Source organism: Solibacillus sp. FSL W8-0372, from assembly GCF_037969735.1.
Taxonomy (GTDB): domain Bacteria; phylum Bacillota; class Bacilli; order Bacillales_A; family Planococcaceae; genus Solibacillus; species Solibacillus faecavium.
In genome coordinates, this window is the sequence record NZ_CP150204.1 from 906,536 (window position 1) to 933,514 (window position 26,979).

Sequence of the window (26,979 nt, forward strand, 5' to 3'; positions counted from 1 at the left end):
CGGAGAAATTCCGTTTATCTATTTAAAAAATATGAAAATAGGCCAATTTTCAACGAATAAACGGAAAAATTCCCTTTATTTATCCCTAAAACTAGAGTGTTTCGTAAATCGCGGTAAAACGTCCGCTTATTTTTCAAATCGAGCCAGAGTTTCACCAGTTATAGCTATTTTTTCAACTGCATAACGATTGCTTCATCAGGAGTCACATAAATTGTTTTTTGTTCAAAGTAAATGACAAATCCAGGTTTAGCTCCATTCGGTTTTTTTACATGGCGGATTTCCGTATAATCGACAGGAACCGAAGAAGAATCACGTGCTTTTGAAAAATATGCACATAACATTGCGGCTTCCTTCAGTGTCGTTTCATCCGGATTTTCAGAATGAATGACAACGTGTGAGCCTGGAATATCTTTCGTGTGCAACCAAATTTCATTGCGCTTTCCAATTTTGAATGTTAAATAATCGTTTTGCTTATTATTTTTACCGACAGAAATCGGAACCCCTGTTGAAGAAGTAAACTTTTCAGGATCGGGTTTTGTCGGTTTCTTTTTGCGTTTCGCTTGTCGAATACGAAGTAAACCTTGTTCAGCAAGTTCTTCACGAATTTCCTCTATATCAGCAGGTGACGCCTGTTGCACTTGTTGAGTAAGCATTTCTAAATAATCAATATCATCTGCAGCTTTCTTCTTCTGTTCTTCAATCATGATTAAAGCTGTTTTAGCCTTATTGTATTTCGTATAGTAACTTTGCGCATTTTCAATCGGTGATTTCCTTGGGCTGACTGGAATTCTTACCTTTTCTGCCTGTTCACTATAGTAGTTCTCTACATCTACAAACTCGGCACCTTTTGAAAAATTATAAAGGTTTGCCATTAATAATTCTCCGTATAGTTGGAACTGCTCCAAATTTTGTGCGCGTTCATAATCTTTTTGAAGCTTTTTCTGTTTGAGCTTTAATTTGTTTAATTCATTTTGCAACCAGCGTTCCAAATCACCGGCTTGCTGCTTCACGCGGTCTCGTTTAGCGCGAGCAAAGAATACTCGGTCCAATAATTCACCAAGCGTTTCATAAGTTGTTGAAACGCCTGATAAATGTGTCAAGCTTGTAGGAGAAAAATAAATTTTACCGTCTTGCTCTACATAAGTTGGCTGTGCGCTCGTTGCAATTTCATTCATTAGCTGTCGGCATGCCGTAACAGCATCAGTTGTGGATAAACGATGTAATAATTCGGTAGCATGGAGAGGAGAAAAGCCTGCAAAATGCTCAATTATTTCCTTCGTCGTTACTTCTTTAGAAAAGAATTGCTTAATTTCCTCATCTGATAAACTAGTAAGCGCAACCTTTTGCTGTTTTGGTGGCGCAATATACTGCTGACCAGGCAAAACAGTTCGGAAGCTGTTCATCGATGGAGGTAAATGCTTTAAACTATCTATAATTGTATCTTTTTTTGAATCGATTAATAATAAGTTACTGTGGCGTCCCATAATTTCGATAATGAGTTTTCGCTTTACAGCATCGCCTATTTCATTTTTACTATCAATTTCCAATGTAATTACTCGTTCAAAACCATCTTGAACAACAGACTGAATAAATCCTCCTTCTAGATGTTTCCTTAAAAGCATGCAAAACATAGGAGGGTCTGCTGGATTTTCAATAGATTGATTTGTTAAGTGAATACGTGAGTATGAAGGATGGATAGAAAATAATAACTTCACGTTTTGACCGGCTGCACGGATTTGTAATACGACTTCAAGTGCATTCGGCTGATAAATTTTTGTAATTCGTCCAGATGTTAAGTTTTGTAATTCCTTACTCATCGAACGAGTAAATAGTCCGTCAAATGCCATCTTTATGCCTCTTTCATTAAATAAGTCTACTTGATTGTTTTATCATACCATTATTTAGCTCAATTCTGTAGTTGATCAGATCTACCATAATGATAATTAAACATTTATTAAAAAGATAAAAACTATTTTATTACAACTTAACTATGATAAAATATGTTTCTATACAATAAACGTTAAAGCAATATATGTAGAACATATGCTATAATTGAAACAATATGTAAAGAAGGATGTGACGAACCTTGGTACGCAGTATGACCGGATTCGGCAGGGGGGTCACAACAACGAAAAACTTTCAACTAACTGTTGAGATTCGTGCTGTGAATCATCGTTTTTTAGAAATTAATACGAAGTTTCCGAAAGAATGGATGGAATCCGAAGTTATAGCAAAAAAAATGTTGTCGGATTCTATTTCCCGTGGGAAAATAGATGTTATCATTTTTTTGAAAGAGCTTAATGATACACAACAAACAATCCAAATTAATTGGTCGTTGCTTAATTCTTTTCTTCAAGCTAAAGAAGAATTGTCTCAGACGGTTCCGATGCAGGAGAAATGGACAATGCAGGAAATTGTAAGTCTTGAACAAGTGCTTCTTGTGGAAAAGGTAGAGCTCCAGCAGGAGGAAATCGTTGAAGCTGTAAAAAGTGCTTTGTCAGAAGCTATTTCAAACTTGATTGCCATGCGAGAACGTGAAGGACAAGGATTAGAGGGCGTAATGTTACAGTATAAGGCAGACCTTGAAGCGCAAATTGCTCATATAAGACAAACTGCGCCTAGTGCTGTTGAAAAGTATCGTAATCGTTTAATGACTCGATTGGAAGAAGTGGCGAATGGGCAAACATTAGATGATCGCCTGCTTACAGAAGTAGCGATTTTTGCAGAGAGAATTGATATTTCAGAAGAGCTGGATCGTCTGGATAGTCATTTTAATCAGTTAACAGAAACGCTAAACGAACGAGTAGCAATTGGTCGAAAGCTTGACTTCATCATGCAGGAAATGAACCGTGAAATTAATACTATTGGTTCAAAAAATCAATCAACTGATTGTTCAGCGGCAGTTGTGCAAGCAAAAACCATATTAGAAAAAATGCGGGAACAAGTTCAAAATATTGAATGAAATAAAGGAGTTATTTATGAAGAAACAACGTGGATTATTAATTGTTTTATCTGGTCCATCGGGTGTTGGAAAAGGTACGGTTCGTAAAGAGCTTTTTTCGCAGCCTGATACAAATTACGAATATTCGATTTCGATGACAACACGTAATCCTCGCGAAGGCGAAGTAGATGGTGTAGACTATTTCTTTAGAACACGTGAGGAATTTGAAGCATTAATCGAACAAGGCGGATTACTTGAACATGCAGAGTTTGTTGGTAATTATTACGGTACACCGCTTGCATACGTACAAGAAACACTTGAAGCTGGGCGTGATGTCTTTTTGGAAATTGAAGTTCAGGGAGCAGCCCAAATTCGTGAAAAAGCACCAGATGCGTTGTTTATCTTTTTAGCACCACCAAGCATAACAGAACTTGAGCAACGTTTAGTTGGACGTGGTACGGAAACAGAAGATGTCATCGCCCGTCGTATCGCAACCGCTCGTGAAGAAGTCGAAATGATGAGTTTATACGATTATGTTGTAGAAAACGACCAAGTTTATAATGCATGTGATAAAATTAATGCAATCATTGTAGCGGAACACTGTCGTCGTGAACGTGTGGAAAAACGCTATTTGTCAATGTTGAGAGGAGAATGAAACCATGTTATACCCATCAGTGGATAAGTTAAAAAAACAAATCGATTCAAAGTATTCTTTAGTGAGCTTAGCATCAAAACGCGCACGCCAAATGCAAGAAGAGGGCGGCGAGCATTTAAGCTCATACGTTTCTTATAAACCAGTAGGAAAAGCATTAGAAGAGGTAGCTGCTGGTAAGCTACGTAAAGTTCAGCAAGATGCTTCTACTGTTTATGAAGACGAAATTTAGTTTTTGCGCATAATCGAATAATCTTTGAGTAGAAGCTCCCTAAGAATCTTTCTTTGGGAGCTTATCCTTTGAAAGGACGGTTAAAGTGATGAAGAAAAACAATGTATTATTGTGTGTTTCCGGTGGAATAGCCGTTTATAAAGCTGTGGCGTTAGTAAGTAAGCTGTCACAGGCAGGGTTTAATGTAAAAGTATTGATGACAGCATCAGCACAAAAGTTTGTGACACCTTTAAGTTTTCAAGTGATGTCAAAAAATGATGTGTTTTACGATACTTTTGATGAAAAAGATTCAAATGTCATTGCCCATATCGATTTAGCTGATTGGGCAGATTTAATCATCGTGGCACCAGCAACTGCAAATGTTATTGCGAAAATGGCGCACGGAATGGCTGATGATATGCTGACGACAACACTTTTGGCGGCTACTGCTCCGGTTTGGGTAGCACCGGCGATGAATGTGCATATGTACGAGCATCCGGCAGTTCTACGCAATATCAACCAGCTACATGAAGATGGTATTCGTTTTATCGAACCGTCTGAAGGGTTTTTAGCATGTGGGTATGTTGGAAAAGGCCGATTAGAAGAGCCGGAGAAAATTACTGAACTTGTAGTGAATTATTTCCATCATCAATTAGGAAGCGATGGACAATGAGATTTGCACAAGTAATCGTAGATGTTTCAGCTTATCCGGTGGACCGTCCGTTTGATTATTTAATACCGGAAGATTGGGAAGAATTAATCGATTTAGGTTGTCGAGTGAAAGTACCATTTGGCCCACGGAATGTACTCGGTTTTGTCGTAGGTATTACGTCCGGGTCTGAAGTACCAGTAGAAAAAGTGAAGCCGATTACCGAAATACTTGATATCGAGTCGATTTTAACAGAGGAAATGCTTAGTTTGGCAAAATGGCTAAAGCGCCAAACAATTTGCTATGAAATTGATGCATTGCAAGTAATGCTGCCAGGTGCTTTGCGGGCAAAGTATGAAAAGTATGCGGTTTTAAATGGGGAAGTTTCACATTTACCTACAACACTTCAGCCATACTATGAGAAAACAGTGAAAGTGAATTTGTCTCAGTTTGAAAAAGCGAACTTATTAAAACCGATAAAGCGTGCAGTAAAAGATGGTCTTATAATTATCGACAATGAAGTGAAACAAAAAGGGCAGGTTAAGCAAGTACGGAAAGTCCAAATACATTCTCAGGAGCAATTAGAAAATGTATTGCAGCAAATGGGTAAACGTGCACCGAAGCAAGTAGCGTTAGTCGAATGGATGATGCAGCATGCGGGAGAAATCTTATTGCCTGATGATATTTGCGAAGCTGTGCATATTACAAATAGTGTATTGAATAGTGTCATTGATAAAGGTGCTGCAGCGTATATTCAAGAGGAAGTATACCGTGATCCTTTCACAAAAAATGTTGAGAAAACAGAATTTCTACAGCTAACAGATGAACAGGATCATGCATTGACAAAAATTATTGCTGCAATAGATGATCAGCGTCAGGAAACGTTTCTACTGCACGGTATTACAGGGAGTGGTAAAACAGAAGTTTACTTGCAGGCGATTCAACGTACTATTGCGGACGGAAAAGAATCCATCGTATTAGTACCTGAGATTTCATTGACACCTCAAATGACAGAGCGTTTCAAGTCACGTTTCGGCGATGAAGTTGCTGTAATGCATAGTGGATTATCTGTTGGTGAAAAATATGATGAATGGCGAAAAGTACAACAAGGGAAAGTGAAAGTTGTCGTTGGAGCTCGTTCAGCTATTTTCGCCCCTTTTAAAAATTTAGGGTTAATTATTTTGGATGAAGAGCATGAGTCCACATATAAGCAGGAAGATTCACCACGTTATCATGCCAGAGATGTAGCAATTTGGCGCGGGAAATATTATAACTGCCCGGTAATTTTAGGTAGTGCGACGCCTGCTTTGGAATCTTTCGCGCGGGCGAAAAAAGGTGTTTATACATTGCTTACATTGGCCCATCGTGCGAAAAACCAAGCATTGCCTACAGTTCATATTGTAGACATGCGTGAACAACTCCAGGCGGGAAATCGTTCAATGTTTTCTGAGCCATTAATGGAGGCATTGCAGGATCGACTGAATAAAAAAGAGCAAACCGTGCTTTTTTTAAATCGCAGAGGATACTCTTCCTTTGTTTTATGTCGTGATTGCGGAACGACGGTACAATGCCCAAACTGTGATATTTCGTTAACGTATCATCGTTATCAGGAAAAGCTGAAATGCCATTATTGCGGTCATGATGAATACATTCCGGAAACTTGTCCTGAATGCCAAAGTGAAAACATTCGTTATTTTGGAACAGGTACACAGAAGGTAGAAGAGGAAATTTATAAATTATTTCCCGAAGCGCGTGTACTTCGAATGGACGTAGACACGACAAAGCAAAAAGGGGCACATGAAAAAATGCTCGATGCTTTTGGACGTGGTGAAGCAGACATTCTGCTCGGTACACAAATGATTGCGAAAGGTCTTGATTTCCCGAATATTACGTTAGTCGGGGTTTTAAGTGCCGATACTTCGCTCCATTTACCGGATTACCGAGCGGCAGAAAAGACGTTCCAGCTGATGACCCAAGTAAGTGGACGAGCAGGGCGCCATGAAAAATTAGGTGAAGTATTTGTACAGACGTATACGCCCGAGCATTATGCGATCCAGTTATCGAAAGATCAGGATTATCCACCGTTTTACGAACGGGAAATGCATGCTAGACATATAGCGGGATATCCACCGTATTATTATATTGCGCTTGTTCAAGTTTCTCATGAAGATGTGATGCTTGCGGCAGAATATGCAGGACGTGTAGCGGAATATTTGCGAGAGAATTTATCATTTAATGTTTCGGTGATTGGGCCAACGACTGCCAGTATTGCCCGGCTCCAAAATAGATATCGCTATCAATGTTTGATAAAATATAAAGTAGAGCCTCAATTAATACCAGTCCTTTTACAGCTTATTAAGCTGTATCGTTCGGAATGGATAAAAAAAGGCATTGTGTTGACAGTTGATTTAGATCCAACAATGATCTAATGCATATAGAAAGAGGTAGTAGAAATGGCTATTAAAGAAGTAGTAAAAAACCCGGCAAATGTATTATCGCAAGTAACAAAAGAAGTAGAAGTGATTGATGAAAGTACGATTCAGCTTCTGGATGATTTATATGACACAATGGTCGAAAATGATGGTGTAGGTATTGCGGCACCTCAAATTAACGTTAGCCTGCGTGTAGCGATTGTAGAATTAGGTGAAGATATTCTTGAAATGATTAATCCGATTGTACTTGAAACGCGCGGCGAAGCGGAAGATGTGGAAGGCTGCTTAAGCTTCCCAGACCTTTTTGGTATGGTAAAGCGACCTACTTACGTAAAAATTGAAGCATCTGATCGTGAAGGCCGTGTATATGAGCTTGAAGCGGAAGATTTTGAAGCACGCTGTATATTGCATGAAATTGATCATTTAGATGGTGTATTATTTGATTCCAAAATGACGCGGGTATTGACAGAGGAAGAAATAGAAGAGCTGTACGCGGATGTTGAGGAGGAATAATCGATGACAAAAATCGTATTTATGGGAACGCCTGCCTTTTCAGCGCCAATTTTGCGTATGCTTCATGAAGAAGGCTATGAGGTTCTAGCTGTTGTTACTCAACCGGACAGACCTGTAGGACGTAAAAAAGTATTGACGCCACCACCTGTAAAAGAAGAAGCACTCGCATTAGGCTTACCAATAATTCAACCTGAAAAGTTGCGCGGTTCGAAGGAGCTTGAAGAAATTTTAGCATTAAACCCGGATTTAGTCGTAACAGCTGCATTCGGTCAAATTTTACCGAAAGAACTTCTTGAAGCTCCACGACTAGGCTGCATTAATGTACATGCCTCTCTTTTACCTTTATATCGAGGTGGGGCACCAATTCACCAATCGATTATCGATGGTCAGTCAAAAACAGGTGTAACAATTATGTATATGGCGGAAAAGCTTGATGCAGGGGATATCATTTCCCAAAGCGAAATCACAATTGAAGATACGGATCATACAGGTAGCATGTTTGAAAAGCTAAGTATGGTCGGCCGTCAATTATTAAAAGAAACAATGCCTTCGATTATAAATGGTACGAATGCACGCATCGTACAGGATGAAACGCTTGTGACATATGCACGCAATATTAGCCGTGAGCAGGAGTTGATTGATTGGAATAATGATGCACGTGCATTGTATAATCAAGTGCGCGGACTACATCCATGGCCAGTAGCATATACAACTTTTGAAGGTGCTAATTTTAAAGTTTGGTGGGCAAAAGTTGGGGATACTACAACGAATGCGACACCGGGAGAAGTAGTGAAAATAGCAAAAGATCACTTTGAAGTTGCGACAGGTGATGGAAATACATTGGCGCTTTATGATGTCCAGCCAGCCGGGAAAAAACGTATGACCGCAGAAGAATTTCTACGTGGAACGGGCTCGAAATTACAGATTGGGGACCGTTTTGAATGAGTAAAAATAATAAAAAGCAAGTAATTTGGGATGGCAATGTGCGGGATGCGGCGTTAACGATTTTATTAACGGTCGATAAAAGTCAGGCCTACAGTAATTTATTATTACACCAAACGATTGAAAAATATAAAATAGAAGCAAAAGATCGTGGCCTGTTGACAGAGCTGACATATGGAACTTTGCAGTATAAGCTGACACTTGATTATTATTTAGAACCTTTTATTCATGGCAAGGTTGATATTTGGGTTCGCTGGCTGCTCCGCATGTCGCTGTACCAAATGCATTATCTAACACGTATTCCGGCACATGCTGCAGTGAATGAAGCTGTGGAAATTGCAAAACGTCGTGGCCATAAAGGGATTGCCTCAATGGTAAATGGAATATTACGTTCCATTTTACGTGAAGGTGTTCGTTCAACTGATTTAATAAAGGATGCAAATGAACGTTTAGCCGTGGAAACGAGCCATCCGCAGTGGTTAGTTAATCGTTGGGTTGAAAGCTATGGCTATGAACAAACACGCGAAATGCTTCTTGAAAACAATATCGCACCGTTGCAAACCGTTCGTGTAAATACGACGAAAGCAACTGTTGAACAAGTTTTGACAACACTTGAGCGTGAAGGTGTAAAAGCGCGACGCAGTGAATTTATGCCTGAATGTATCCATCTGGAAAGCGGTCAGGCAGCACGAACAGGAGCCTTCCGAAATGGCCTCATTACGATTCAGGATGAAAGCTCAATGCTTCCGGCAAAAGTACTGAATCCACAGCCGGGTATGAAAGTGTTGGATATGTGTGCAGCACCTGGCGGAAAAACGACGCATTTAGCAGAAGTTATGAAAAATGAAGGTTCAATTTTAGCGACTGATCTTCATGTGAAGAAATTAGATTTAATCGATGAGAATGTTGCACGTTTAGGATTAAATATTATTGAAACGGCACCGCTTGATGGAAGAAAGGCAGCCAGCTTTTTAACAAAAGAAAGCTATGATGCAATACTTGTTGATGCCCCTTGCTCAGGACTTGGTGTAATGAGACGTAAGCCGGATATTAAATATACGAAGCGCGAAGAAGATTTGGAAAGTCTGCAGACAATCCAGCTTGCGATTTTAAATAATGCAGTACAGCTATTAAAGCAAAACGGGCGATTAGTATACTCAACGTGTACAGTTGACCGCAGAGAAAATGAAGGTACGGTACAAGCCTTCCTAAATGAGCATCCTGAAATGAATTTGGAGCCAATAGAAAATTTGCCAGAACAACTAAAAGCGAAACAACAAAATGGGATGCTGCAAGTATTCCCTCAAGATATTGGTAGTGACGGATTTTTCGTTGCTGCATTCGTAAAAAAAGGAGCGTCCAATTAACTAATGGAGCAAGAACAATTAAAACAATTTGATGAACGAATTCAGGATTTAGTGGAAGAAACAGCAGATAAGCCAGTACGTCGTGTGAAAAAAGAAAAGCCTCAGTTAAAACCTTCAATCTACTCATTGCGTCTAGATGAAATGAAAGAATGGTTAACAACAAACGGGGAAAAAGCTTTCCGTGCAGGGCAAATTTATGAATGGCTATATGAAAAGCGTGTCCAAACATTTGAGGATATGTCAAACTTACCGAAAGCATTACGTGAAAAGCTAGAGGCGGAGTTTGCTTTAACGACGCTTTCAACAATTATTAAACAGGAATCAAAAGACGGTACAATTAAGTTTTTATTCCAATTGCAAGATGGTTATTCTATCGAAACAGTATTAATGCGTCATGATTACGGAAATTCAATCTGTGTTACGACTCAAGTAGGTTGCCGGATTGGCTGTACATTCTGTGCCTCAACTTTAGGCGGTTTAAAACGTCACTTAATGGCTGGTGAAATTGTTGAGCAAGTTGTAAAAGTGCAGCAACAATTAGATGAAACAAATGAACGTGTATCATCAATCGTAATTATGGGAATCGGTGAGCCATTTGATAACTATGATGCGATGATGAACTTCCTGAAAATCATGAATGATGACAAAGGTCTAAATATCGGTGCACGTCATATTACCGTTTCAACTTCTGGTATCGTACCGAAAATTTATGAATTTGCTGATGAAGGCATGCAAATTAACTTTGCTGTATCACTTCACGCACCAAATCAGGAAGCACGCCAAAAACTAATGCCGATTGCGAAAGCATATAAATTAGAAGAGCTGATGGAAGCGGTAAAATACTATACGAAGAAATCTGGACGCCGTGTCACGTTTGAATATGGTCTAATGTCCGGAGAAAATGACACAGAAGAAGTAGCGTTAGAGCTTGCTAAGCTTATTAAAAACATTAAATGCCATGTCAACTTAATCCCTATTAACTACGTGCCGGAGCGCGATTATATTCGTACGTCACGCAGTAAGATTTTTGCCTTTGAAAAAACGCTTAAAGAGCAAGGTATTAACGTAACGATCCGTCGTGAGCAAGGTGCGGATATTGCTGCTGCTTGTGGCCAGTTACGTGCACAGGAACGATCACACGAAACAAAGTAGGTGGACTATAGTGAACTTTACAGTGGAAAGTGATATTGGGTTAAAGCGAAAAATAAATGAAGATCGGGCCGCGTTTTTTGAGCGCCCCGATCATTTTAAGCTTGCAATTTTAGCAGATGGTATGGGTGGACATAATGCAGGTGATGTTGCAAGTGAAATGGCCATCACGGAAATGCACAGGCTTTTTAAACTGGTGGATGCTGAAGATTTTGCATCGAAACAATTAAAGTTGGATTGGTTACGCAATGCGGTTTCACATATTAATCAAAAAATTTATCAATATTCCTTAACACATGAAAATTGTAAAGGTATGGGAACGACGATGATTGCGGCGCTGCTTGATGAAAATGAGTGCCTTATTAGTCATGTAGGTGATAGTCGTGTTTACCATTTTGCAGACGAAGAAGTAAAGTTAGTAACAAGAGATCATTCTTACGTAAATATTTTATTGGAAAATGGAGAAATTAGTGAAGAAGAGGCACTAAATCATCCTCAGAAAAACTTCATTTTAAAAGCACTAGGTACAGAAATTTCAATTGAACCGGATTTTTATGAATTGACTTTATCGAATGAAGCCTACTTACTCATTTGTTCAGATGGTCTAAGCAATAAGCTGACGACAACAGAAATGGCAACAATTATTACGCCCCAAATCTCCATAGAGGAAAAGGGGAAAAAATTAGTGCAACTAGCAAATGACCGTGGTGGCGAAGATAATATTTCCCTTATTTTAATGACAACGGTGCAGGAGGTGTAGCAATGCTTGTAGGAAAACATATAAGTGGCCGTTATAAGATATTACAATTAATTGGCGGAGGCGGTATGTCAAATGTGTATTTAGCACATGACATTATTTTAGGTCGAGATGTCGCGATCAAAATTTTACGCTATGATTTAGCAAATGAAGAAGAATTGCACCGTCGTTTTCAGCGTGAGGCATTGTCCGCTACAAGTTTAACAAATCCAAATATCGTTAGCATTTATGATGTTGGCGAAGATGGGGATATGCACTATATTGTTATGGAATATATTAAAGGGAAAACATTGAAACAATACATACAGGAGTTTTCACCTTTATCGGCAGCGCGGAGTGTTCATATTATGAAACAGCTTACTTCTGCGATTGCACATGCACATGAGAATGGTATTATTCATCGGGATATTAAGCCGCAAAATATATTAATGGATGAAGAAGGCAATGTGAAAATTACCGATTTTGGGATTGCGACATCGCTTGGAGCTACAAGCTTTACTCAAACAAATTCGGTCATAGGAACAGTTCATTACTTATCGCCTGAGCAGGCGCGTGGCGGCATTGCAACGATGAAATCCGATATTTATGCACTCGGTATCGTGCTATATGAGTTGTTAACAGGGGAATTGCCATTTTCGGGTGAATCAGCTGTTTCAATTGCTTTAAAGCACTTACAGACAGAAACACCGTCTGTTCGGGAATTTGATGCGAGCATTCCGCAAAGTGTAGAGAATATCGTATTAAAAGCAACTTCAAAAGATGCGAACCACCGATACACGAGCGCAGAAGAAATGGAAGAAGATTTAGATACTTGTTTATCCATTCAACGAGTGAATGAGCCTAAATTTGTACCACCTGTAGATGACGGTGCAACAAAGCTGATTCCAATTATAAAAGACCCTAAACCTGCAGTAGCATCTGTTCAGCAACCATCCACAGGTTTGACGGAACAAACAGTACGCATGGAAACAGACCCGACAGTGCAACAGCAGGAGCAGAAGAAACAAAAAAAGAAAAAGTGGCCACTAATTGTCGGTATACTGGTTGCTTTAGCGATAATTTTTACTGTCATAGCATTTATGATGACACCGAATAAAGTTGTAATAGAAGATGTGACAAACGAAACATTAGAGGATGCCATCCGTATTTTACAGGAACAAGGCTTTGTTATTGGCGAACAAGAGGAACGTAATTCTGAAGAGATTGAAGCGGGAAGAGTTATTGAAACAGATCCAATTGCCGGCCGCGAAAGAGAAAAAGGTTCGGAAATAGATTTAATTGTCAGCATTGGAAAAGCACCTATAGCTATGACGAATTTTGTAGGGATTCAACGGGATCAAGCTATATCGCTCTTAGAGGAAGGCGGCTTTAAGGACTACAAATTTGAAGAGGTGTATTCTTCTGATCACGTACCAGGCGAAATTATTGAGCAAACACCAGAAGCGGGAGAAGAAGTGCTCTTCAATGAAACGGATGTTGTTTTGAAAGTTAGTAAAGGGAAAGAAGTAGTCGAAGTACGAAACTTACTAACTTTTAACGAAGCAAACCGTAAAGAATACGAACTTAGCTCAGGCTTTAAAGTGAATGTGACAGGTGAGGAATATTCGGATAAACCAGTCGGAGAAGTAATTAGCCAAACACCAAAGGCAGGCACTACGCTTGAAAAGGGCGGTACCATTAATGTAGTAGTATCTAAAGGTCCACAGGCAAAAAAAGAAAAGCCATATAGAAGTACAATTGAAATTCCGTACGAACCTGCTGAAGAAGGTATGGAACAGACAGTAACGATTTATATTCAGGATAAATCACGTTCGATGGTAGAGCCTGTAGAAACGTTTACGATTACCGAAGACACAATGTATCAAATTGAACTATTTATTGTCGAAGGTGATAAAGCGGCCTACCGAATTGATCGTGATAACAGTGTCATTGAAAATAAAACAATAACTTATGAAGAATTAATGGAATAGAGGAGGAATTGGATGGCGAAAGCCCAAATTCGAAAAGCATTAAGTGGCTATTATTATGTTGAAAAAGAAGGCAAATTAATACAATGCCGTGGACGTGGGATTTTCCGTAATCGCGGAGAATCTCCACTTGTCGGTGACTTTGTAGAATATTCGTATGATGGAGAATCGGACGGTTCTATTGATAAAATTTTGGAACGACAAAATGAATTGGTTCGACCACCGATTGCGAACGTTGATCAGGCATTACTTGTGTTTTCCGCAAAAGAGCCCGATTTTAATACGGTTCTGCTTGACCGATTTTTAGTCGTGCTAGAATCGTTCCAAGTACAACCGATTATTATTTTAACAAAAATGGATTTATTGAATGATGCGGAACGTTCGCATTTACAAACATATATCGATGACTATAAAGAAATCGGCTATGAAATTATTGAAACTTATATCGATGATCCAACATTACTGGAGAAAATCAAACCGTTTCTGCAAGATAAGACATCAGTGCTTGCCGGACAGTCAGGTGTTGGGAAGTCAACCTTATTAAATACATTACTTCCTGAATTGGATTTGAAGACAGGCATTATTTCAAAAAGCTTAGGGCGTGGGAAACATACAACACGCCATGTCGAGCTTATTGAAGTTTGTGGTGGATTGTTGGCGGATACACCGGGCTTTAGTTCATTTGATTTTGATATGATTGAAAAGGAAGAACTGACATCTTGTTTACCGGAATTCGAGCGAATCAGCGAGAATTGTAAGTTCCGTGGTTGCCTACATATAAAGGAACCGAAATGTGCGGTAAAACAAGCGGTAGAAGCTGGTGAAATTCGACCTTACCGTTATGAGCATTACGAACAAATTTTACAAGAAATTATCGATCGAAAGCCGAGGTATTAGACATGATTAAAATTGCACCATCGATTTTAGCAGCAGATTTCGCAAAGCTGGGACAAGAAGTGAAAGAAGTAGAGGCAGCAGGAGCAGAATTGATTCATATCGATGTAATGGACGGTCATTTTGTACCGAATATTTCATTCGGTGCGATTGCACTAGAAGCGATTCGCCCGCTCTCTACTTTACCGATGGACGTACATTTAATGATTGAAAATCCAGACCAATATATTGAGCAATTTGCTAAAGCAGGAGCAGATTATATTACTGTTCATGTGGAAGCATGCCGTCATCTGCACCGTACAATCCAATTGATTCGTTCTTACGGTGTAAAGCCAGGTGTCGTGTTAAATCCACATACACCGATTGAAGCGATTCAGCACGTTTTAGAAGATGTAGATATGGTATTATTTATGACTGTAAACCCAGGCTTTGGTGGGCAGAAGTTCATCGAATCAGTAGTACCAAAAGTAGAAGCGTTATCAAAAATTATTAAAGAACGCGGTTTAAATATTGAAATCGAAATTGACGGTGGCATTAATGCAGAAACAATTGTCCAGTGTGCTAAAGCAGGAGCAACGGTTTTTGTAGCGGGCTCTGCCATTTACAGTAAAGAAGATCGCGCACAGGCTTTACAGGAAATTAAACAAGCAGGACTAGCGGCAATCCAGTGATTGTAGCAATCTGCTCAGGCGGCCCTATCCATGAGGTCGCCTTTTCTTTAATGCCTGACATATGGATTGGGGTTGACCGGGGGGCTTTATATTTAATCGACGAAGGCATTTACCCAAACCATATAGTAGGAGATTTTGATTCAGTTACCGCGGAGGAGTTTGCGCGAATATCCGAAGCTATTGATCATATTGAACAATTTCAGGCAGAAAAGGACGAAACAGATACAGATTTGGCATTGCAAAAAGCACTAACCTATGAGCCGACGGAAGTATTATTGACTGGTGTTACAGGTGGTCGCTTAGATCATTATGAAGCAACATTACGATCTGTATCTTTCATGCAGCAACAATATCCTCATATAGTATTTAAGATTATTAATTCCCAAAATAGCATTCAATTTTTACTCCCGGGTACACATCTGTTAGAACAATCCGATTATTCATATGTTTCCTTTTTTTCATATGGTAAGACACTTCAAAATGTGACATTGCGCGGTGTTAAATATGAAACATTTGATGAAGTGATTGAGCAAGGGACATCGCGTTTTACAAGCAATGAAATAATAGACGAAGGGTCTATTTCGTTTACGGGTGGCATATGTTTAATGATAAAGAGTAAAGATTAAGGAGGAACAACACTGAAAGTCTATACATTTCAAATGCCGAAATGGTTAAGTGGGGTCGCGAGAGGCTGCGTGAAGTTGTTTCGTAAAGAAAAGAAAGAAAAATAAAGTTCCTGACTACAGCTCATAAAGAATGGGGGCTGTAGTTTTTTTGCATAAAAATAGAGTACCAGCAAGAGAGCCGATACTCTATACGCGATTAAACGCGTTCGATTTTACCTGATTTTAAAGCACGAGCAGAAACCCATACACGTTTTGGCTTACCGTCAACTAAGATACGAACTTTTTGAAGGTTAGCACCCCAAGTACGTTTGTTAGCGTTCATAGCGTGTGAACGGTTGTTGCCTGTACGAGCTTTACGGCCAGTAATTACGCATTGTTTTGGCATTGTAAAATTCCTCCTTACAGCTGAATCTGAAATCTTTATTTCAGTTCGTTATTTCACATACCATAATAATTTAACATACCAAAGCAATGAGTGCAAGACATTTTACATAACCTTTCAAGAAAAAAACCTTTACACCCTATTTGAAATTATAGATTAAAAATTCCGGATAAAAGGTAATAGAATATATGAAAAAATATATTTTATTGGGGGAATTTGCATGAAAAAATGTATGGTCATTATAAATCCGTCTTCAGGAAAAGAGAAAGCGTTAGAATATGAAAAAAAAATTATTGCCCAATTACATAATTATGAAGTGGTGATGAAAGAAACAATGGGTGAAGGGGATGCGACCCGATATGCTAAAAGGGCATGTGATGAAAACTATGACACGGTCATTTTAGTAGGGGGAGATGGAACTTTAAATGAAGGAATTAACGGAATTGCTGAACAGCCGCACAGACCGGTTGTCGGAATTGTCCCTTTAGGAACAGTGAACGACTTTGCACGCGCATTAAATATTTCCCTCAATCCTGATGAAGCGATCGCTTTACTTGGAGGGCGTACAAGAAAGGCGGATATTGGTAAGGTCAATAATATATATTTTACAAACATTATTGCCATCGGTTCATTGGCGGAAGCAGTAGGAGAGGTGTCAGTAGAGCAAAAAACATCACTTGGTGCACTCGCCTATTTATTTGAGGGGGTAAAAGCAGCGATCGAAAATAACTCTTGTAATATAGTAATAACTGCAAACGGACAAACTTATAAAGAAGATATAATGATTTTTATATGTGTGTTAACGAACTCTGTCGGCAGTTTCCGACAAATCAATGAAGATGCTGACACGTCGGATGGTCTACTGCACGGTTTTATCGTGAAGAGCACCAATACATTACAGGTAGTCGGTACAGCTAAAAACCTTATAACAGGCAATCATGAGAAGGACGATAATATAACAAAATTTGATGCACAGGAAATTCAAATTAAAGCGGATCAACCACTTCCTTTAAATGTCGATGGGGACTTAATCAGTCAATTACCGGCAAAAATTTCAGTTTTGCATAATCATATCGAATTTTATTGTAATAATTAACATTATTAATTATGCTCCCGTATAACAATTGGATTTTGTCGAATACTCAAATTATCAAGTTTAAATAATTCTATATATTGAATGGAAAAATTTGAAATAAAAAAATGAAGTTTGTTAAAAAGATGACTTCAAGCTAGACGGGGATGAACGTTTTCTTTTATAATCAACTTTTGTGTAGTACAATATAAATTAGTTAAATAGAGCCAAGGGGGCATTCACTATGTCAGTAGAATTAAATAACGAATTCGGTCATATTGATATTTCCAATGATGTTATTGCTCAAATTGCTGGTGGAGCAGCGATTGAATGTTATGGCATTGTAGGCATGGCATCAAAACATCAAATTCGTGATGGATTAACAGATATTTTACGAAAAGAGAATTTTGCTAAAGGTGTGCTCATCCGCCAAGAAGGTGATGACTTACATATTGATATGTACATTATTGTAAGCTACGGTACAAAAATTTCTGAGATCGCTTATCAAGTACAATCAAAAGTAAAATATACAGTAAATAAAACATTAGGTATGAGCGTTAAATCAGTTAATATTTTTGTACAGGGCGTTCGTGTTGCGAATGTGTAAGAGGAGGAAATGAATCGAATGAAGTCTTTAGACGGAATTAAATTTGCTGAAATGGTCCAAATGGGTGCACATCACCTATACCAAAATGCAGCATATGTTGATTCACTAAATGTATTCCCTGTGCCGGATGGTGATACAGGGACAAATATGAATTTATCAATGACATCTGGTGCAGATGAAACAGAAGCAAATGTAAGTGCACATATCGGTAAAACGGCACAAGCGCTATCAAAGGGCTTACTTATGGGAGCTCGTGGTAACTCAGGTGTAATTTTATCTCAATTATTCCGTGGTTTCGGTAAAGCAATCGAGAAAGATGCTGAAATTGATGCGAAGGGCTTAGCGAATGCTTTCCAAGCAGGCGTAGATACTGCCTATAAAGCCGTTATGAAACCCGTGGAAGGTACAATTTTAACGGTAGCACGTGAAGCTGCGGCAAAAGGTGTCGAAGTAGCGGAAACAGAAGATAATATGATTACGCTAATGGAAGCATTTATCGAAGAAGCCAAGCAATCATTAAATCGCACACCGGATCTTTTACCAGTATTAAAAGAGGTTGGTGTTGTGGATAGTGGTGGCCAAGGCTTACTATTTGTTTACGAAGGATTCCTTGCTTCAATGAAAGGTGAACCTTTACCAGCGAAAAATGAATCTTCACTAGATGATTTAATCAATGCTGAACACCATCGTGTACAGGATTTCATGGACACATCTGATATTGAATTTGGATATTGTACAGAAATCATGGTGCGCTTTGAAGAAGATAAAACACCATTTGACGAAGAGCAGTTCCGCCAAGAGTTAAATCCAATGGGTGATTCATTATTAGTCATTTCAGATGATGAAATTGCGAAAGTACATATTCACTCGGAAACTCCTGGAGACGTACTTGCAGCTGGTCAAAAATATGGTAGTCTTATTAAAATTAAAGTAGATAATATGCGTGAACAGCATTCTGCTATCGTCAATGATGCACCAAAAGCGCCTGCTAAACAGCAAAAAACAAAAGTTCCATATGCAATTGTAACGATTGCAATGGGTGAAGGTGTTTCAAATTTATTACGTTCAATCGGTGCTTCTTATGTAATAGAAGGTGGACAAACGATGAACCCTTCTACTGAGGATATCGTGAAAGCTGTTCAGGAAATTGGTGCAGAACGTGTATTAATTTTGCCGAATAACAAAAATATCATTATGGCAGCAGAACAAGCAGTCGAGCTTCTGGAAATTGAAGCTGCTGTTGTGCCAACAAAAACAATTCCTCAAGGGATGGCAGCTATTTTAGCATTCAATCCTGCTGAGTCGGTTGAGGATAATAAAAATAACATGACATCAGGTTTTGCTCATGTGAAGACAGGTCAAGTAACATTTGCAGTACGCGATACATCGATTGATGGTGTTGAAATCCGCAAAGATGATTACATGGCATTAGCTGAAGGTAAAATTATTTTATCGACTCCTGAAATGATGGATGCAGCGAAAAAAGTGCTTGAAGGATTAATGGATGAAGATTCGGAAATCGTTACAATCATTTTTGGTGAAGATGCAACAGCAGAGCAGGCAGATGAATTACAAAACTTTATCGAAGAAAATTACCCGGATGCAGAAGTGGAAATTGTTGAAGGTAAACAATCCCTTTACCCATTCATTCTTTCTGTAGAATAAATAGTAAAAAGCAACTGGGATCATACGAAAAACATCAATTATTTCTCTTTGTGAGAAAAATTGATGTTTTTCTGTTTGCAATCATGATTTAATTTACGAAGTAACCTATAATAAGTGAATTTTCTCCGTTTATTTTTCAATCCGGAATGATAAGGGCATTTCTCCTTATAATGGTTATTATTCTGTTTTAACAACAAGAAGTTTGTTAATTGCAGAGAAAATGAGTACACTAGATGTATATGAAAGTATGAAAGAAAATGGGGGATTATCATTATGAAATTTACATCAGTTTTTGATATTATCGGTCCAGTTATGATTGGGCCATCCTCTTCACATACAGCTGGTGCAGCACGCATTGGTCGTGTCGCGCGTGATTTGTTCGGACGTCAACCTAAATGGGTAAAAATTTATTTATATGGTTCATTTGCTGAAACTTATCGAGGGCATGGCACTGATGTCGCTATTGTCGGAGGATTACTCGACTATGATACAGATGACGAACGTATTAAAACAGCTTTTGCCGAAGCGGAAAAAGCCGGTTTGCAATTTGAATTTATTCCAGAAACAGCAAATAAAGAACATCCAAATACAGCACGTCTTTTAATGGGCGATGATGAGTCGGAAATGAGTGTTGAAGGTATTTCAATTGGCGGCGGTAAAATTGAAATTAGCGAAGTGAATGGCTTTAAACTGCGACTTACAGGAGGAATGCCGGCTATTTTAGTCGTGCATGATGACCGTGCAGGATGTATCGCAAACGTAGCTAATTGCTTAGCGATGCATGACGTAAATATTGGGCATATGGAAGTATCACGTATCGAACGTGGCTTAACTGCTTTAATGGTTATTGAAGTGGACCAGAATATAGATCAGCGTCTACTAGAGCAAATTTCTTACATCCCGCATATTACGAAAGTTTCAAAAATTAATAATTAAGGGGTGACAAAAATGGATGTTTTATTTCGTAGTGTTCGAGAATTGGTGGAATTAGCAGAGAAAGAAGGAAAGCTAATTTCTGAATTAATGATAGAGCAGGAAATGTTAATTACAGGCCGTACTCGTGAAGAAATTTTTGCGCAGATGGATCGTAACTTGACGATTATGGAAGAAGCGGTGGAGCGCGGCTTAAAAGGAGTACAGTCCGTAACGGGTTTAACTGGTGGAGATGCTGTACTCATTCAAAATTATATTAAAAAAGGCAATTCATTAGCCGGAGATCTTTTACTTGATGCTGTCAGCAAAGCTGTTGCAACAAATGAAGTAAATGCAGCAATGGGTACAATTTGTGCGACTCCGACTGCAGGTTCTGCGGGAGTAGTTCCGGGGACATTATTTGCTGTGCAAAATAAATTGAATCCGACGCGTGAACAAATGATCCGCTATTTATTCACTTCAGGAGCATTTGGTTTTATCGTGGCAAACAATGCCTCGATTTCAGGAGCAGAAGGTGGCTGTCAGGCGGAAGTAGGAAGTGCATCCGCAATGGCTGCTGCAGCGATTGTCGAAATGGCTGGAGGAACTGCTCAGCAAAGTTCAGAAGCATTCGCAATTACATTGAAAAATATGCTTGGTTTAGTTTGTGATCCGGTTGCCGGCTTAGTAGAAGTACCGTGTGTAAAGAGAAATGCAATGGGTGCATCGAATTCACTTGTTGCAGCGGATATGGCGTTGGCAGGTGTGACTAGCCGCATACCGTGTGATGAAGTTATTGGTGCAATGTACCGTATCGGTCAGGCAATGAGCCCGAACTTAAAAGAAACGGCTCGTGGCGGCTTAGCGGCAACACCGACTGGTAAAGCGATTACACATGCAATTTTTGAAGGTGGAGATTTAAAGAGCCTGTTAAAATCACGTGTAAACAGCAATTAGTATTTGAATGTATAGAGGTTTATTTGTTTGTGTTAAAGATCTTTCAGATTTTTAGCACAAGCTTTTTTTCATTTGAAAGAGAACGTATGCACCTATTTTATGCTATTCTTAAGGAACAAATATTTCGTAAAGGAAGTGTCGAAAATGATCCATGAGCCAGTTTCACAATTAAAGGGTATCGGAAAAGAAACAGCTGAAAATTTGATGAAAATTGGCATACATACCGTTCATGATTTGATTTGGACATTTCCGTATCGCCATGAAGATTTCCGATTGAAGGATTTAACAGAAACACCACATAATGAGCGTGTCACTATTGAGGCGCGTGTTGAAAGTGAGCCAACAGTATTATTTTTAGGGAAAAATAAATCCCGACTTCAATTTACGGCGCTTGCAGGAAGACATTTAATAAAAGTAGTGTTTTTCAATCAGAACTATTTGCGGCAAAAGCTGTTAACGGGCAATATTATTACGGTGACAGGTAAATGGGATCGTGGCCGTCAAGTAATTGTAGGGTCCACTGTTACATTTGGTCCGAAAACCGATCAAATAGATTTTGAGCCGGTATATAGTTTAAAGGGAAATATCCAGCAAAAGCGATTTCGTAAATACATGCGACAAGCATTAGATTCTGTAAAGGAACAATTGCCTGAAACATTGCCGAGTGTATTTCGTGAAAATTATCAATTAGTTAATATTCATGATGCACTTGAAGGTGTACATTTCCCACTAAATGCTGAACATGCAAAACAGGCGCGCCGTCGTTTTGTTTATGAGGAGCTATTACAATTTCAACTCCGTATTCAAGCCTTAAGAAAAGCGAATAAGGAAAATGAAAAGGGAATTTCAATTCGTTTTGATTTAGAAAAATTAAAGGAGTTTATCGCTACATTACCATATGAGTTGACAGGTGCACAAAAGCGAGTGGTCAATGAAATATGTAAAGATTTACTGCTTCCACAGCGTATGAACCGTCTTCTACAAGGGGATGTAGGTTCCGGTAAGACTGTTGTGGCTGCAATCGGTCTTTATGCTGCGGTAACAGCAGGCTATCAAGGGGCTTTAATGGCACCAACCGAGATTTTGGCAGAGCAGCATGCTGAAAACTTACATACATGGTTTGATGCAATTGGTGTCAAGGTCGCCTTGTTATCTGGCTCAACAAAAGTAAAGGCCCGTCGTGAATTATTGGCACAGCTGACAGCAGGTGAAATCGATATTCTGATTGGTACACATGCATTGATTCAGCCAGATGTCGAATTTCATAACCTAGGGTTTGTAATTACAGATGAACAGCATCGTTTTGGGGTAGAACAACGTCGAGTATTACGGGAAAAGGGAGAAAGTCCGGATGTTATGTTTATGACTGCTACTCCCATTCCGCGTACATTGGCGATTACAGCTTTTGGTGAAATGGATGTTTCCATTATCGATGAGCTGCCTGCAGGACGTAAGGAAATTGAAACTCACTGGCTAAAGAAAGAGCAGTTAAATAGTGTATTAATGCGTATGAAACAAGAGCTTGTATCAGGTCGCCAAGCTTATGTTATTACGCCGTTAATTGAAGAATCGGATAAGCTTGATGTGCAAAATGCTGTTGAAGCATATGAACAGTTAAAAGCTTACTTCGGCAATCAGTTTGAAATAGGGCTCATGCATGGGCGCTTACATTCTGATGAAAAGGATGCGGTAATGCGCGGATTTAGTGAAGGGAAAATCCATGTTCTTGTTTCAACGACCGTAGTTGAAGTAGGGGTAAATGTTCCAAATGCTACATTTATGACAATTTATGATGCGGAACGATTTGGTTTAGCCCAACTTCATCAGCTACGTGGACGTGTTGGCCGGGGAGAGCATCAATCGTATTGTGTACTTATAGCGGATCCAAAAACAGATGAAGGAAAAGAGCGCATGATGAGCATGACAGAGACGAATGACGGATTCCGTTTAGCTGAAAAAGATTTGGAACTTCGGGGCTCTGGAGATTTTTTTGGAAAGCGTCAAAGTGGGTTGCCTGAATTTAAATTGGCTGATCTCGTACACGACTATCGTGCATTGGAAACTGCAAGACAAGATGCTGCTAAAATGCTATATGAAGAAGCGTTTTGGCACGATGCTGAATATGAGTATCTTCGTAAAGAGTTAGAGGCTTCTGGTGTTCTGCAAGGGGAACGAATCGATTAGTTAGTGGGACAGTTAGAAACACAGGTTTTTTAGGAACGTAGCAAAAATATGTTGCGTTCCTTTTTTTATACCTGTATATTGATATTAGTACCAAGTGCTAATACTAATCTTTTATAAAATTAAAGGTAGGTAACAAATACGTATGAAGCGTTCCAAAAAAGAGCGACAGTCCTTATTGACTGAAAAAATCGCCGACAATCCTTTCGTTACTGATGAACAATTAGCAGCTGAATTTAATGTGAGCGTTCAAACGATTCGACTGGATCGGATGGAACTTGCAATCCCGGAATTACGGGAGCGTATTAAAGATGTTGCTGCTAAAAAATATGACGAAGTAAAATCTTTACCACTAGATGAAGTCATCGGTGAAATTATTGATATTGAATTGGATAACCGGGCTATCTCCATTTTTGATGTTGGAGATGAACATGTATTCCAACGCAATGGCATAGCGCGTGGGCATCATTTATTTGCACAGGCCAACTCTTTGGCGGTGGCGGTAATTGATGACGAGCTTGCCCTTACAGTAAAATCAAGTGTTGCTTTCGTAAAGCCAGTTCGTGCGGGTGACCGTGTCGTAACGAAAGCAATTGTAAAAGGGAAAAACTCTGAAAAAAATCGTACATTTGTTGAAGTGATTTCTTCTGTTGATAACGAATTAGTTTTCAAAGGGGAATTTGAAATGTACCGTACGAAAGGTGAATAAATAATATGAAAATAGCAGTAGACGGCATGGGTGGAGACAACGCCCCACAAGCTATCGTAGAAGGTGTGCTACTTGCACTGGATGACTTTCAGAATATAACAATTGATTTATATGGTGACGAACAAAAAATGGCTCCATATTTAAAAGAACATAACCGTTTAACGATTGTACATTGCAGTGAAGTAGTAGAAGCCGAAGATGATCCGGCACGTGCTGTACGTCGTAAAAAGGATTCGTCAATGGCACGTATGCTGGATGCTGTTGCTGAAGGGAAGGCAGATGCCTGTCTATCAGCAGGAAATACAGGAGCTTTAATGGCGGGTGGTCTATTTAAAGTAGGTCGCATTGACGGAGTATCACGCCCTGCATTAGCAACGACATTGCCAACAATGAATGGGGACGGCTTTTTAATGCTGGATCTTGGTGCCAATGCGGATGCTAAAGCGGAAAATTTACTTCAGTTTGCTATTATGGGCGATATTTATGTAAAGCAAGTACGTGCTCAAAAGGCACCACGTATTGGATTGCTGAATATCGGTACAGAAGATAAAAAAGGCAATGAGCTGACAAAATCTGCATTTACCTTATTGAAGGATGCAGACTTTAATTTCCAGGGGAACGTGGAAGCACGTGAATTATTAAATGGCGTTGCAGACGTTGTCGTTACAGATGGTTTTACAGGTAATATGGTACTGAAAACAATTGAAGGAACTGCGGGTACAATATTCAAAATGCTGAAGGAAACACTGTTTTCTACAACTAAAACGAAAATCGCAGCTGCTTTAGTAAAGAATGATTTAAAACAACTTAAAGATAAAATGGACTACACAGAATATGGTGGTGCAGCATTATTCGGGTTGAAAGCACCGGTAATTAAGGCTCATGGTTCATCGAATGCACGTGCGATTTATAGTGCCATTCGCCAGGCGACGATTATGGTAGAGCATGAAGTATGTGAAACGATTGCCAAAACAATCGAGCAAATGCCAAAGCCAGAATAAGAACTTCACAAAGGGGATTATTTAATGACGAAAATTGCTTTTATTTTTCCAGGACAAGGTTCACAATCTGTAGGGATGGGCGCGGAGTTCGTTGCGAATGATGAAAAAAGCAGACAATTTTATGAGCGAGCAAATGAAGTGTTGCAACTTCCATTGTCGGACTATATGTTGAACGGTCCTCAAGAAACGTTAACACTTACTTACCATGCTCAGCCTGCATTGTTAACAACGGGGGTAATGATTGCCAATAAGCTGATGGATGAGGGCATTACACCGCATTATACGGCGGGACATTCATTAGGAGAATATAGTGCATTTGTCATTTCGGGAGTTATTGGGTTTGAGGATGCAGTAAAAACAGTTCATGAGCGGGGTGTATTTATGGACGAGGCGGTACCTGCAGGTCAGGGAGCGATGGCAGCAATTTTAGCGTTAGATGCCGAAAAACTGGACGCTATATGCCAACAAGTTTCCGCTGAAGGTGAAGTTGTGCAAGTAGCAAACTTCAATTGCCCGGGCCAAATTGTGATTTCAGGGACGAAACAAGGTGTGGAAGAAGCGTGTAAAAGAGCAAAGGAAGCAGGAGCGAAACGGGCATTGCCATTAGTGGTAAGTGGTCCATTCCATAGTTCATTAATGCAGAAAGCTGCACATAACTTAAAGAATACAGTAGAAACTTTGCCATTACAGGTACCAAACATTCCGGTAGTGAGCAATGTAACTTCAGAGCTCTTAACAACCGTTGAAGCGATTAAAGGGGAAATGGTAGCCCAAGTAACGAGCTCCGTACAATGGCAACAAAACATTGAGAAGCTTATTGCTGAAGGGGTAACGGTCTTTATCGAGTGTGGACCTGGAAAAGTATTATCAGGCTTAGTGAAAAAAATTGACCGCAATGTACAAACATATTGTGTTTATGATGAAGCGAGTTTAACGCAAGTTGTCGAAGCATCAAAGGAGTGGAAACAATGGGTTTAAGTGGTAAATGTGCAGTCGTAACAGGGGCATCACGCGGTATTGGACGCGCTATAGCGTTACAATTGGCAAGCGAAGGGGCTAAAGTAGTTGTCAATTATAGCGGCAGCGAGCAAAAGGCACTGGAAGTTGTAGAAGAGATTAAAAATAATGGCGGAGAAGCGATTGCTGTACAGGCGAATGTTGCAGAATCCGATTCCGTTCAAAACTTAATGAAAACAGCAATTGATACATATGGATCAATTGATATTCTAGTAAATAATGCAGGTATTACACGCGACAATTTATTAATGCGTATGAAAGAAAATGAATGGGATGACGTCATTGATACGAATTTAAAAGGTGTCTTCTTATGTACAAAAGCGGTAACACGTCAAATGATGAAGCAACGAGCAGGTCGTATTGTTAACATTTCCTCTATAGTAGGTGTGGCAGGAAATGCAGGACAGGCAAATTATGTGGCAGCAAAGGCCGGTGTTATCGGATTGACGAAAACAACTGCCCAAGAGCTTGCATCACGTAATATTTTAGTGAATGCAATCGCTCCAGGTTTCATTACAACTGAAATGACAGAAGCGTTGCCGGAAGAGATAAAAGAAACGATGCTGAAGCAAATTCCATTAGCGAAACTAGGTCAACCGGAAGATATCGCAAAAGCAGTAGTGTTCTTTGCATCAGACAGCGCCAATTATATTACAGGGCAAACACTGCAAATAGACGGCGGCATGGTGATGGCTTAAAATGGTT

At 39.4% G+C, this 26,979-nt stretch carries 25 protein-coding genes and 1 pseudogene; 24 read left to right on the plus strand and 2 right to left on the minus strand.

Features of this window, described 5'->3' with window-relative positions; translation table 11 throughout:
• Positions 1-164: 164 nt before the first annotated feature.
• On the minus strand, positions 165-1,847 hold the full coding sequence (locus MKY13_RS04340; protein ID WP_191698460.1) for an NFACT RNA binding domain-containing protein: 1,683 nt from the start codon (positions 1,845-1,847) through the stop codon (positions 165-167).
• A 239-nt stretch (positions 1,848-2,086) separates the two neighbouring features.
• Here MKY13_RS04340 and MKY13_RS04345 point away from each other — a divergent pair, with 239 nt between their 5' ends.
• The 14 genes and pseudogenes from MKY13_RS04345 (at position 2,087) to MKY13_RS04410 (ending at position 15,771) form a co-directional block, all read left to right on the plus strand.
• Positions 2,087-2,962: a YicC/YloC family endoribonuclease gene (locus MKY13_RS04345; protein ID WP_191698459.1), complete on the plus strand. Its 876-nt coding sequence runs from the start codon at positions 2,087-2,089 to the stop codon at positions 2,960-2,962.
• A gap of 16 nt (positions 2,963-2,978) precedes the next feature.
• Entirely contained in the window at positions 2,979-3,596 is a 618-nt protein-coding gene (gmk, locus tag MKY13_RS04350; protein ID WP_191698458.1) for a guanylate kinase, read from the plus strand.
• A gap of 4 nt (positions 3,597-3,600) precedes the next feature.
• Entirely contained in the window at positions 3,601-3,825 is a 225-nt protein-coding gene (gene rpoZ / locus MKY13_RS04355; RefSeq protein WP_008403352.1) for a DNA-directed RNA polymerase subunit omega, read from the plus strand.
• A gap of 88 nt (positions 3,826-3,913) precedes the next feature.
• A pseudogene (gene coaBC / locus MKY13_RS04360) lies at positions 3,914-4,447 on the plus strand (bifunctional phosphopantothenoylcysteine decarboxylase/phosphopantothenate--cysteine ligase CoaBC); the annotation flags it as partial.
• Between the two features lie 26 nt (positions 4,448-4,473).
• The gene (priA, locus tag MKY13_RS04365) at positions 4,474-6,882 is read left to right on the plus strand and encodes a primosomal protein N' (protein WP_339215452.1); all 2,409 of its coding nucleotides are present in this window, start codon (positions 4,474-4,476) and stop codon (positions 6,880-6,882) included.
• A gap of 24 nt (positions 6,883-6,906) precedes the next feature.
• Positions 6,907-7,398, plus strand: coding sequence for a peptide deformylase (def, locus tag MKY13_RS04370; protein ID WP_191698456.1), 492 nt, complete (start codon positions 6,907-6,909; stop codon positions 7,396-7,398).
• A 3-nt stretch (positions 7,399-7,401) separates the two neighbouring features.
• Positions 7,402-8,343, plus strand: coding sequence for a methionyl-tRNA formyltransferase (gene fmt / locus MKY13_RS04375; RefSeq protein ID WP_339215455.1), 942 nt, complete (start codon positions 7,402-7,404; stop codon positions 8,341-8,343).
• The gene (rsmB, locus tag MKY13_RS04380; RefSeq protein ID WP_339215457.1) at positions 8,340-9,707 is read left to right on the plus strand and encodes a 16S rRNA (cytosine(967)-C(5))-methyltransferase RsmB; all 1,368 of its coding nucleotides are present in this window, start codon (positions 8,340-8,342) and stop codon (positions 9,705-9,707) included. Before fmt ends, rsmB begins: the two co-directional genes overlap by 4 nt.
• Positions 9,708-9,710: 3 nt before the next feature.
• A complete protein-coding gene (gene rlmN, locus MKY13_RS04385) occupies positions 9,711-10,859 on the plus strand; it encodes a 23S rRNA (adenine(2503)-C(2))-methyltransferase RlmN (RefSeq protein ID WP_191698453.1) in 1,149 nt (382 codons plus the stop codon).
• 10 nt (positions 10,860-10,869) lie between these two features.
• Positions 10,870-11,616: a Stp1/IreP family PP2C-type Ser/Thr phosphatase gene (locus tag MKY13_RS04390; RefSeq protein ID WP_339215460.1), complete on the plus strand. Its 747-nt coding sequence runs from the start codon at positions 10,870-10,872 to the stop codon at positions 11,614-11,616.
• Positions 11,617-11,618: 2 nt separating this feature from the next.
• Complete coding sequence (gene pknB / locus MKY13_RS04395) at positions 11,619-13,583, plus strand: Stk1 family PASTA domain-containing Ser/Thr kinase (protein ID WP_191698451.1); 1,965 nt, start codon at positions 11,619-11,621, stop codon at positions 13,581-13,583.
• Between the two features lie 12 nt (positions 13,584-13,595).
• Positions 13,596-14,477: a ribosome small subunit-dependent GTPase A gene (gene rsgA, locus MKY13_RS04400; protein ID WP_339215464.1), complete on the plus strand. Its 882-nt coding sequence runs from the start codon at positions 13,596-13,598 to the stop codon at positions 14,475-14,477.
• Between the two features lie 2 nt (positions 14,478-14,479).
• The gene (gene rpe / locus MKY13_RS04405; protein WP_339215466.1) at positions 14,480-15,145 is read left to right on the plus strand and encodes a ribulose-phosphate 3-epimerase; all 666 of its coding nucleotides are present in this window, start codon (positions 14,480-14,482) and stop codon (positions 15,143-15,145) included.
• On the plus strand, positions 15,142-15,771 hold the full coding sequence (locus MKY13_RS04410) for a thiamine diphosphokinase (protein WP_339215468.1): 630 nt from the start codon (positions 15,142-15,144) through the stop codon (positions 15,769-15,771). Before rpe ends, MKY13_RS04410 begins: the two co-directional genes overlap by 4 nt.
• Before the next feature lie 196 nt (positions 15,772-15,967).
• Here MKY13_RS04410 and rpmB read toward each other — a convergent pair whose 3' ends face one another.
• Positions 15,968-16,156, minus strand: coding sequence for a 50S ribosomal protein L28 (gene rpmB, locus MKY13_RS04415; RefSeq protein WP_004227417.1), 189 nt, complete (start codon positions 16,154-16,156; stop codon positions 15,968-15,970).
• A 217-nt stretch (positions 16,157-16,373) separates the two neighbouring features.
• On the opposite strand from rpmB, the gene MKY13_RS04420 reads away from it, so the two are divergent.
• The 10 genes from MKY13_RS04420 to fabG all read left to right on the plus strand — a co-directional run bounded on the left by MKY13_RS04420 (position 16,374) and on the right by fabG (position 26,972).
• Complete coding sequence (locus MKY13_RS04420) at positions 16,374-17,249, plus strand: diacylglycerol kinase family protein (RefSeq protein ID WP_339215470.1); 876 nt, start codon at positions 16,374-16,376, stop codon at positions 17,247-17,249.
• Between the two features lie 220 nt (positions 17,250-17,469).
• The gene (locus tag MKY13_RS04425; protein ID WP_008403339.1) at positions 17,470-17,832 is read left to right on the plus strand and encodes an Asp23/Gls24 family envelope stress response protein; all 363 of its coding nucleotides are present in this window, start codon (positions 17,470-17,472) and stop codon (positions 17,830-17,832) included.
• 18 nt (positions 17,833-17,850) lie between these two features.
• Complete coding sequence (locus MKY13_RS04430) at positions 17,851-19,497, plus strand: DAK2 domain-containing protein (protein WP_339215472.1); 1,647 nt, start codon at positions 17,851-17,853, stop codon at positions 19,495-19,497.
• A gap of 273 nt (positions 19,498-19,770) precedes the next feature.
• Entirely contained in the window at positions 19,771-20,433 is a 663-nt protein-coding gene (gene sdaAB, locus MKY13_RS04435) for an L-serine ammonia-lyase, iron-sulfur-dependent subunit beta (protein ID WP_191698445.1), read from the plus strand.
• A gap of 12 nt (positions 20,434-20,445) precedes the next feature.
• The gene (gene sdaAA, locus MKY13_RS04440) at positions 20,446-21,366 is read left to right on the plus strand and encodes an L-serine ammonia-lyase, iron-sulfur-dependent, subunit alpha (RefSeq protein ID WP_191698444.1); all 921 of its coding nucleotides are present in this window, start codon (positions 20,446-20,448) and stop codon (positions 21,364-21,366) included.
• 144 nt (positions 21,367-21,510) lie between these two features.
• The gene (recG, locus tag MKY13_RS04445) at positions 21,511-23,550 is read left to right on the plus strand and encodes an ATP-dependent DNA helicase RecG (protein WP_191698443.1); all 2,040 of its coding nucleotides are present in this window, start codon (positions 21,511-21,513) and stop codon (positions 23,548-23,550) included.
• Between the two features lie 142 nt (positions 23,551-23,692).
• Positions 23,693-24,256 carry a transcription factor FapR gene (gene fapR, locus MKY13_RS04450; RefSeq protein WP_191698442.1) on the plus strand — a complete coding sequence of 188 codons (564 nt, stop codon included), beginning with the start codon at positions 23,693-23,695 and terminating at the stop codon, positions 24,254-24,256.
• A gap of 5 nt (positions 24,257-24,261) precedes the next feature.
• On the plus strand, positions 24,262-25,257 hold the full coding sequence (plsX, locus tag MKY13_RS04455; RefSeq protein ID WP_191698441.1) for a phosphate acyltransferase PlsX: 996 nt from the start codon (positions 24,262-24,264) through the stop codon (positions 25,255-25,257).
• 24 nt (positions 25,258-25,281) lie between these two features.
• Positions 25,282-26,235, plus strand: coding sequence for an ACP S-malonyltransferase (gene fabD / locus MKY13_RS04460; protein ID WP_191698440.1), 954 nt, complete (start codon positions 25,282-25,284; stop codon positions 26,233-26,235).
• Positions 26,226-26,972, plus strand: a complete 747-nt coding sequence (gene fabG / locus MKY13_RS04465; RefSeq protein WP_191698439.1) for a 3-oxoacyl-[acyl-carrier-protein] reductase — start codon at positions 26,226-26,228, stop codon at positions 26,970-26,972. Before fabD ends, fabG begins: the two co-directional genes overlap by 10 nt.
• The last annotated feature ends 7 nt before the right edge of the window (positions 26,973-26,979 follow it).

Bases quoted from the DNA above. Each gene is read 5' to 3' on its own strand.
- MKY13_RS04340 (WP_191698460.1), bottom strand. From the start codon at position 1,847: ATGGCATTTGACGGACTATTTACTCGTTCGATGAGTAAGGAATTACAA.
- gmk (WP_191698458.1), top strand. From the start codon at position 2,979: ATGAAGAAACAACGTGGATTATTAATTGTTTTATCTGGTCCATCGGGT.
- rpoZ (WP_008403352.1), top strand. From the start codon at position 3,601: ATGTTATACCCATCAGTGGATAAGTTAAAAAAACAAATCGATTCAAAG.
- priA (WP_339215452.1), top strand. From the start codon at position 4,474: ATGAGATTTGCACAAGTAATCGTAGATGTTTCAGCTTATCCGGTGGAC.
- def (WP_191698456.1), top strand. From the start codon at position 6,907: ATGGCTATTAAAGAAGTAGTAAAAAACCCGGCAAATGTATTATCGCAA.
- fmt (WP_339215455.1), top strand. From the start codon at position 7,402: ATGACAAAAATCGTATTTATGGGAACGCCTGCCTTTTCAGCGCCAATT.
- rsmB (WP_339215457.1), top strand. From the start codon at position 8,340: ATGAGTAAAAATAATAAAAAGCAAGTAATTTGGGATGGCAATGTGCGG.
- rlmN (WP_191698453.1), top strand. From the start codon at position 9,711: ATGGAGCAAGAACAATTAAAACAATTTGATGAACGAATTCAGGATTTA.
- pknB (WP_191698451.1), top strand. From the start codon at position 11,619: ATGCTTGTAGGAAAACATATAAGTGGCCGTTATAAGATATTACAATTA.
- rsgA (WP_339215464.1), top strand. From the start codon at position 13,596: ATGGCGAAAGCCCAAATTCGAAAAGCATTAAGTGGCTATTATTATGTT.
- rpe (WP_339215466.1), top strand. From the start codon at position 14,480: ATGATTAAAATTGCACCATCGATTTTAGCAGCAGATTTCGCAAAGCTG.
- rpmB (WP_004227417.1), bottom strand. From the start codon at position 16,156: ATGCCAAAACAATGCGTAATTACTGGCCGTAAAGCTCGTACAGGCAAC.
- MKY13_RS04420 (WP_339215470.1), top strand. From the start codon at position 16,374: ATGAAAAAATGTATGGTCATTATAAATCCGTCTTCAGGAAAAGAGAAA.
- MKY13_RS04425 (WP_008403339.1), top strand. From the start codon at position 17,470: ATGTCAGTAGAATTAAATAACGAATTCGGTCATATTGATATTTCCAAT.
- MKY13_RS04430 (WP_339215472.1), top strand. From the start codon at position 17,851: ATGAAGTCTTTAGACGGAATTAAATTTGCTGAAATGGTCCAAATGGGT.
- sdaAB (WP_191698445.1), top strand. From the start codon at position 19,771: ATGAAATTTACATCAGTTTTTGATATTATCGGTCCAGTTATGATTGGG.
- sdaAA (WP_191698444.1), top strand. From the start codon at position 20,446: ATGGATGTTTTATTTCGTAGTGTTCGAGAATTGGTGGAATTAGCAGAG.
- recG (WP_191698443.1), top strand. From the start codon at position 21,511: ATGATCCATGAGCCAGTTTCACAATTAAAGGGTATCGGAAAAGAAACA.
- fapR (WP_191698442.1), top strand. From the start codon at position 23,693: ATGAAGCGTTCCAAAAAAGAGCGACAGTCCTTATTGACTGAAAAAATC.
- plsX (WP_191698441.1), top strand. From the start codon at position 24,262: ATGAAAATAGCAGTAGACGGCATGGGTGGAGACAACGCCCCACAAGCT.
- fabD (WP_191698440.1), top strand. From the start codon at position 25,282: ATGACGAAAATTGCTTTTATTTTTCCAGGACAAGGTTCACAATCTGTA.
- fabG (WP_191698439.1), top strand. From the start codon at position 26,226: ATGGGTTTAAGTGGTAAATGTGCAGTCGTAACAGGGGCATCACGCGGT.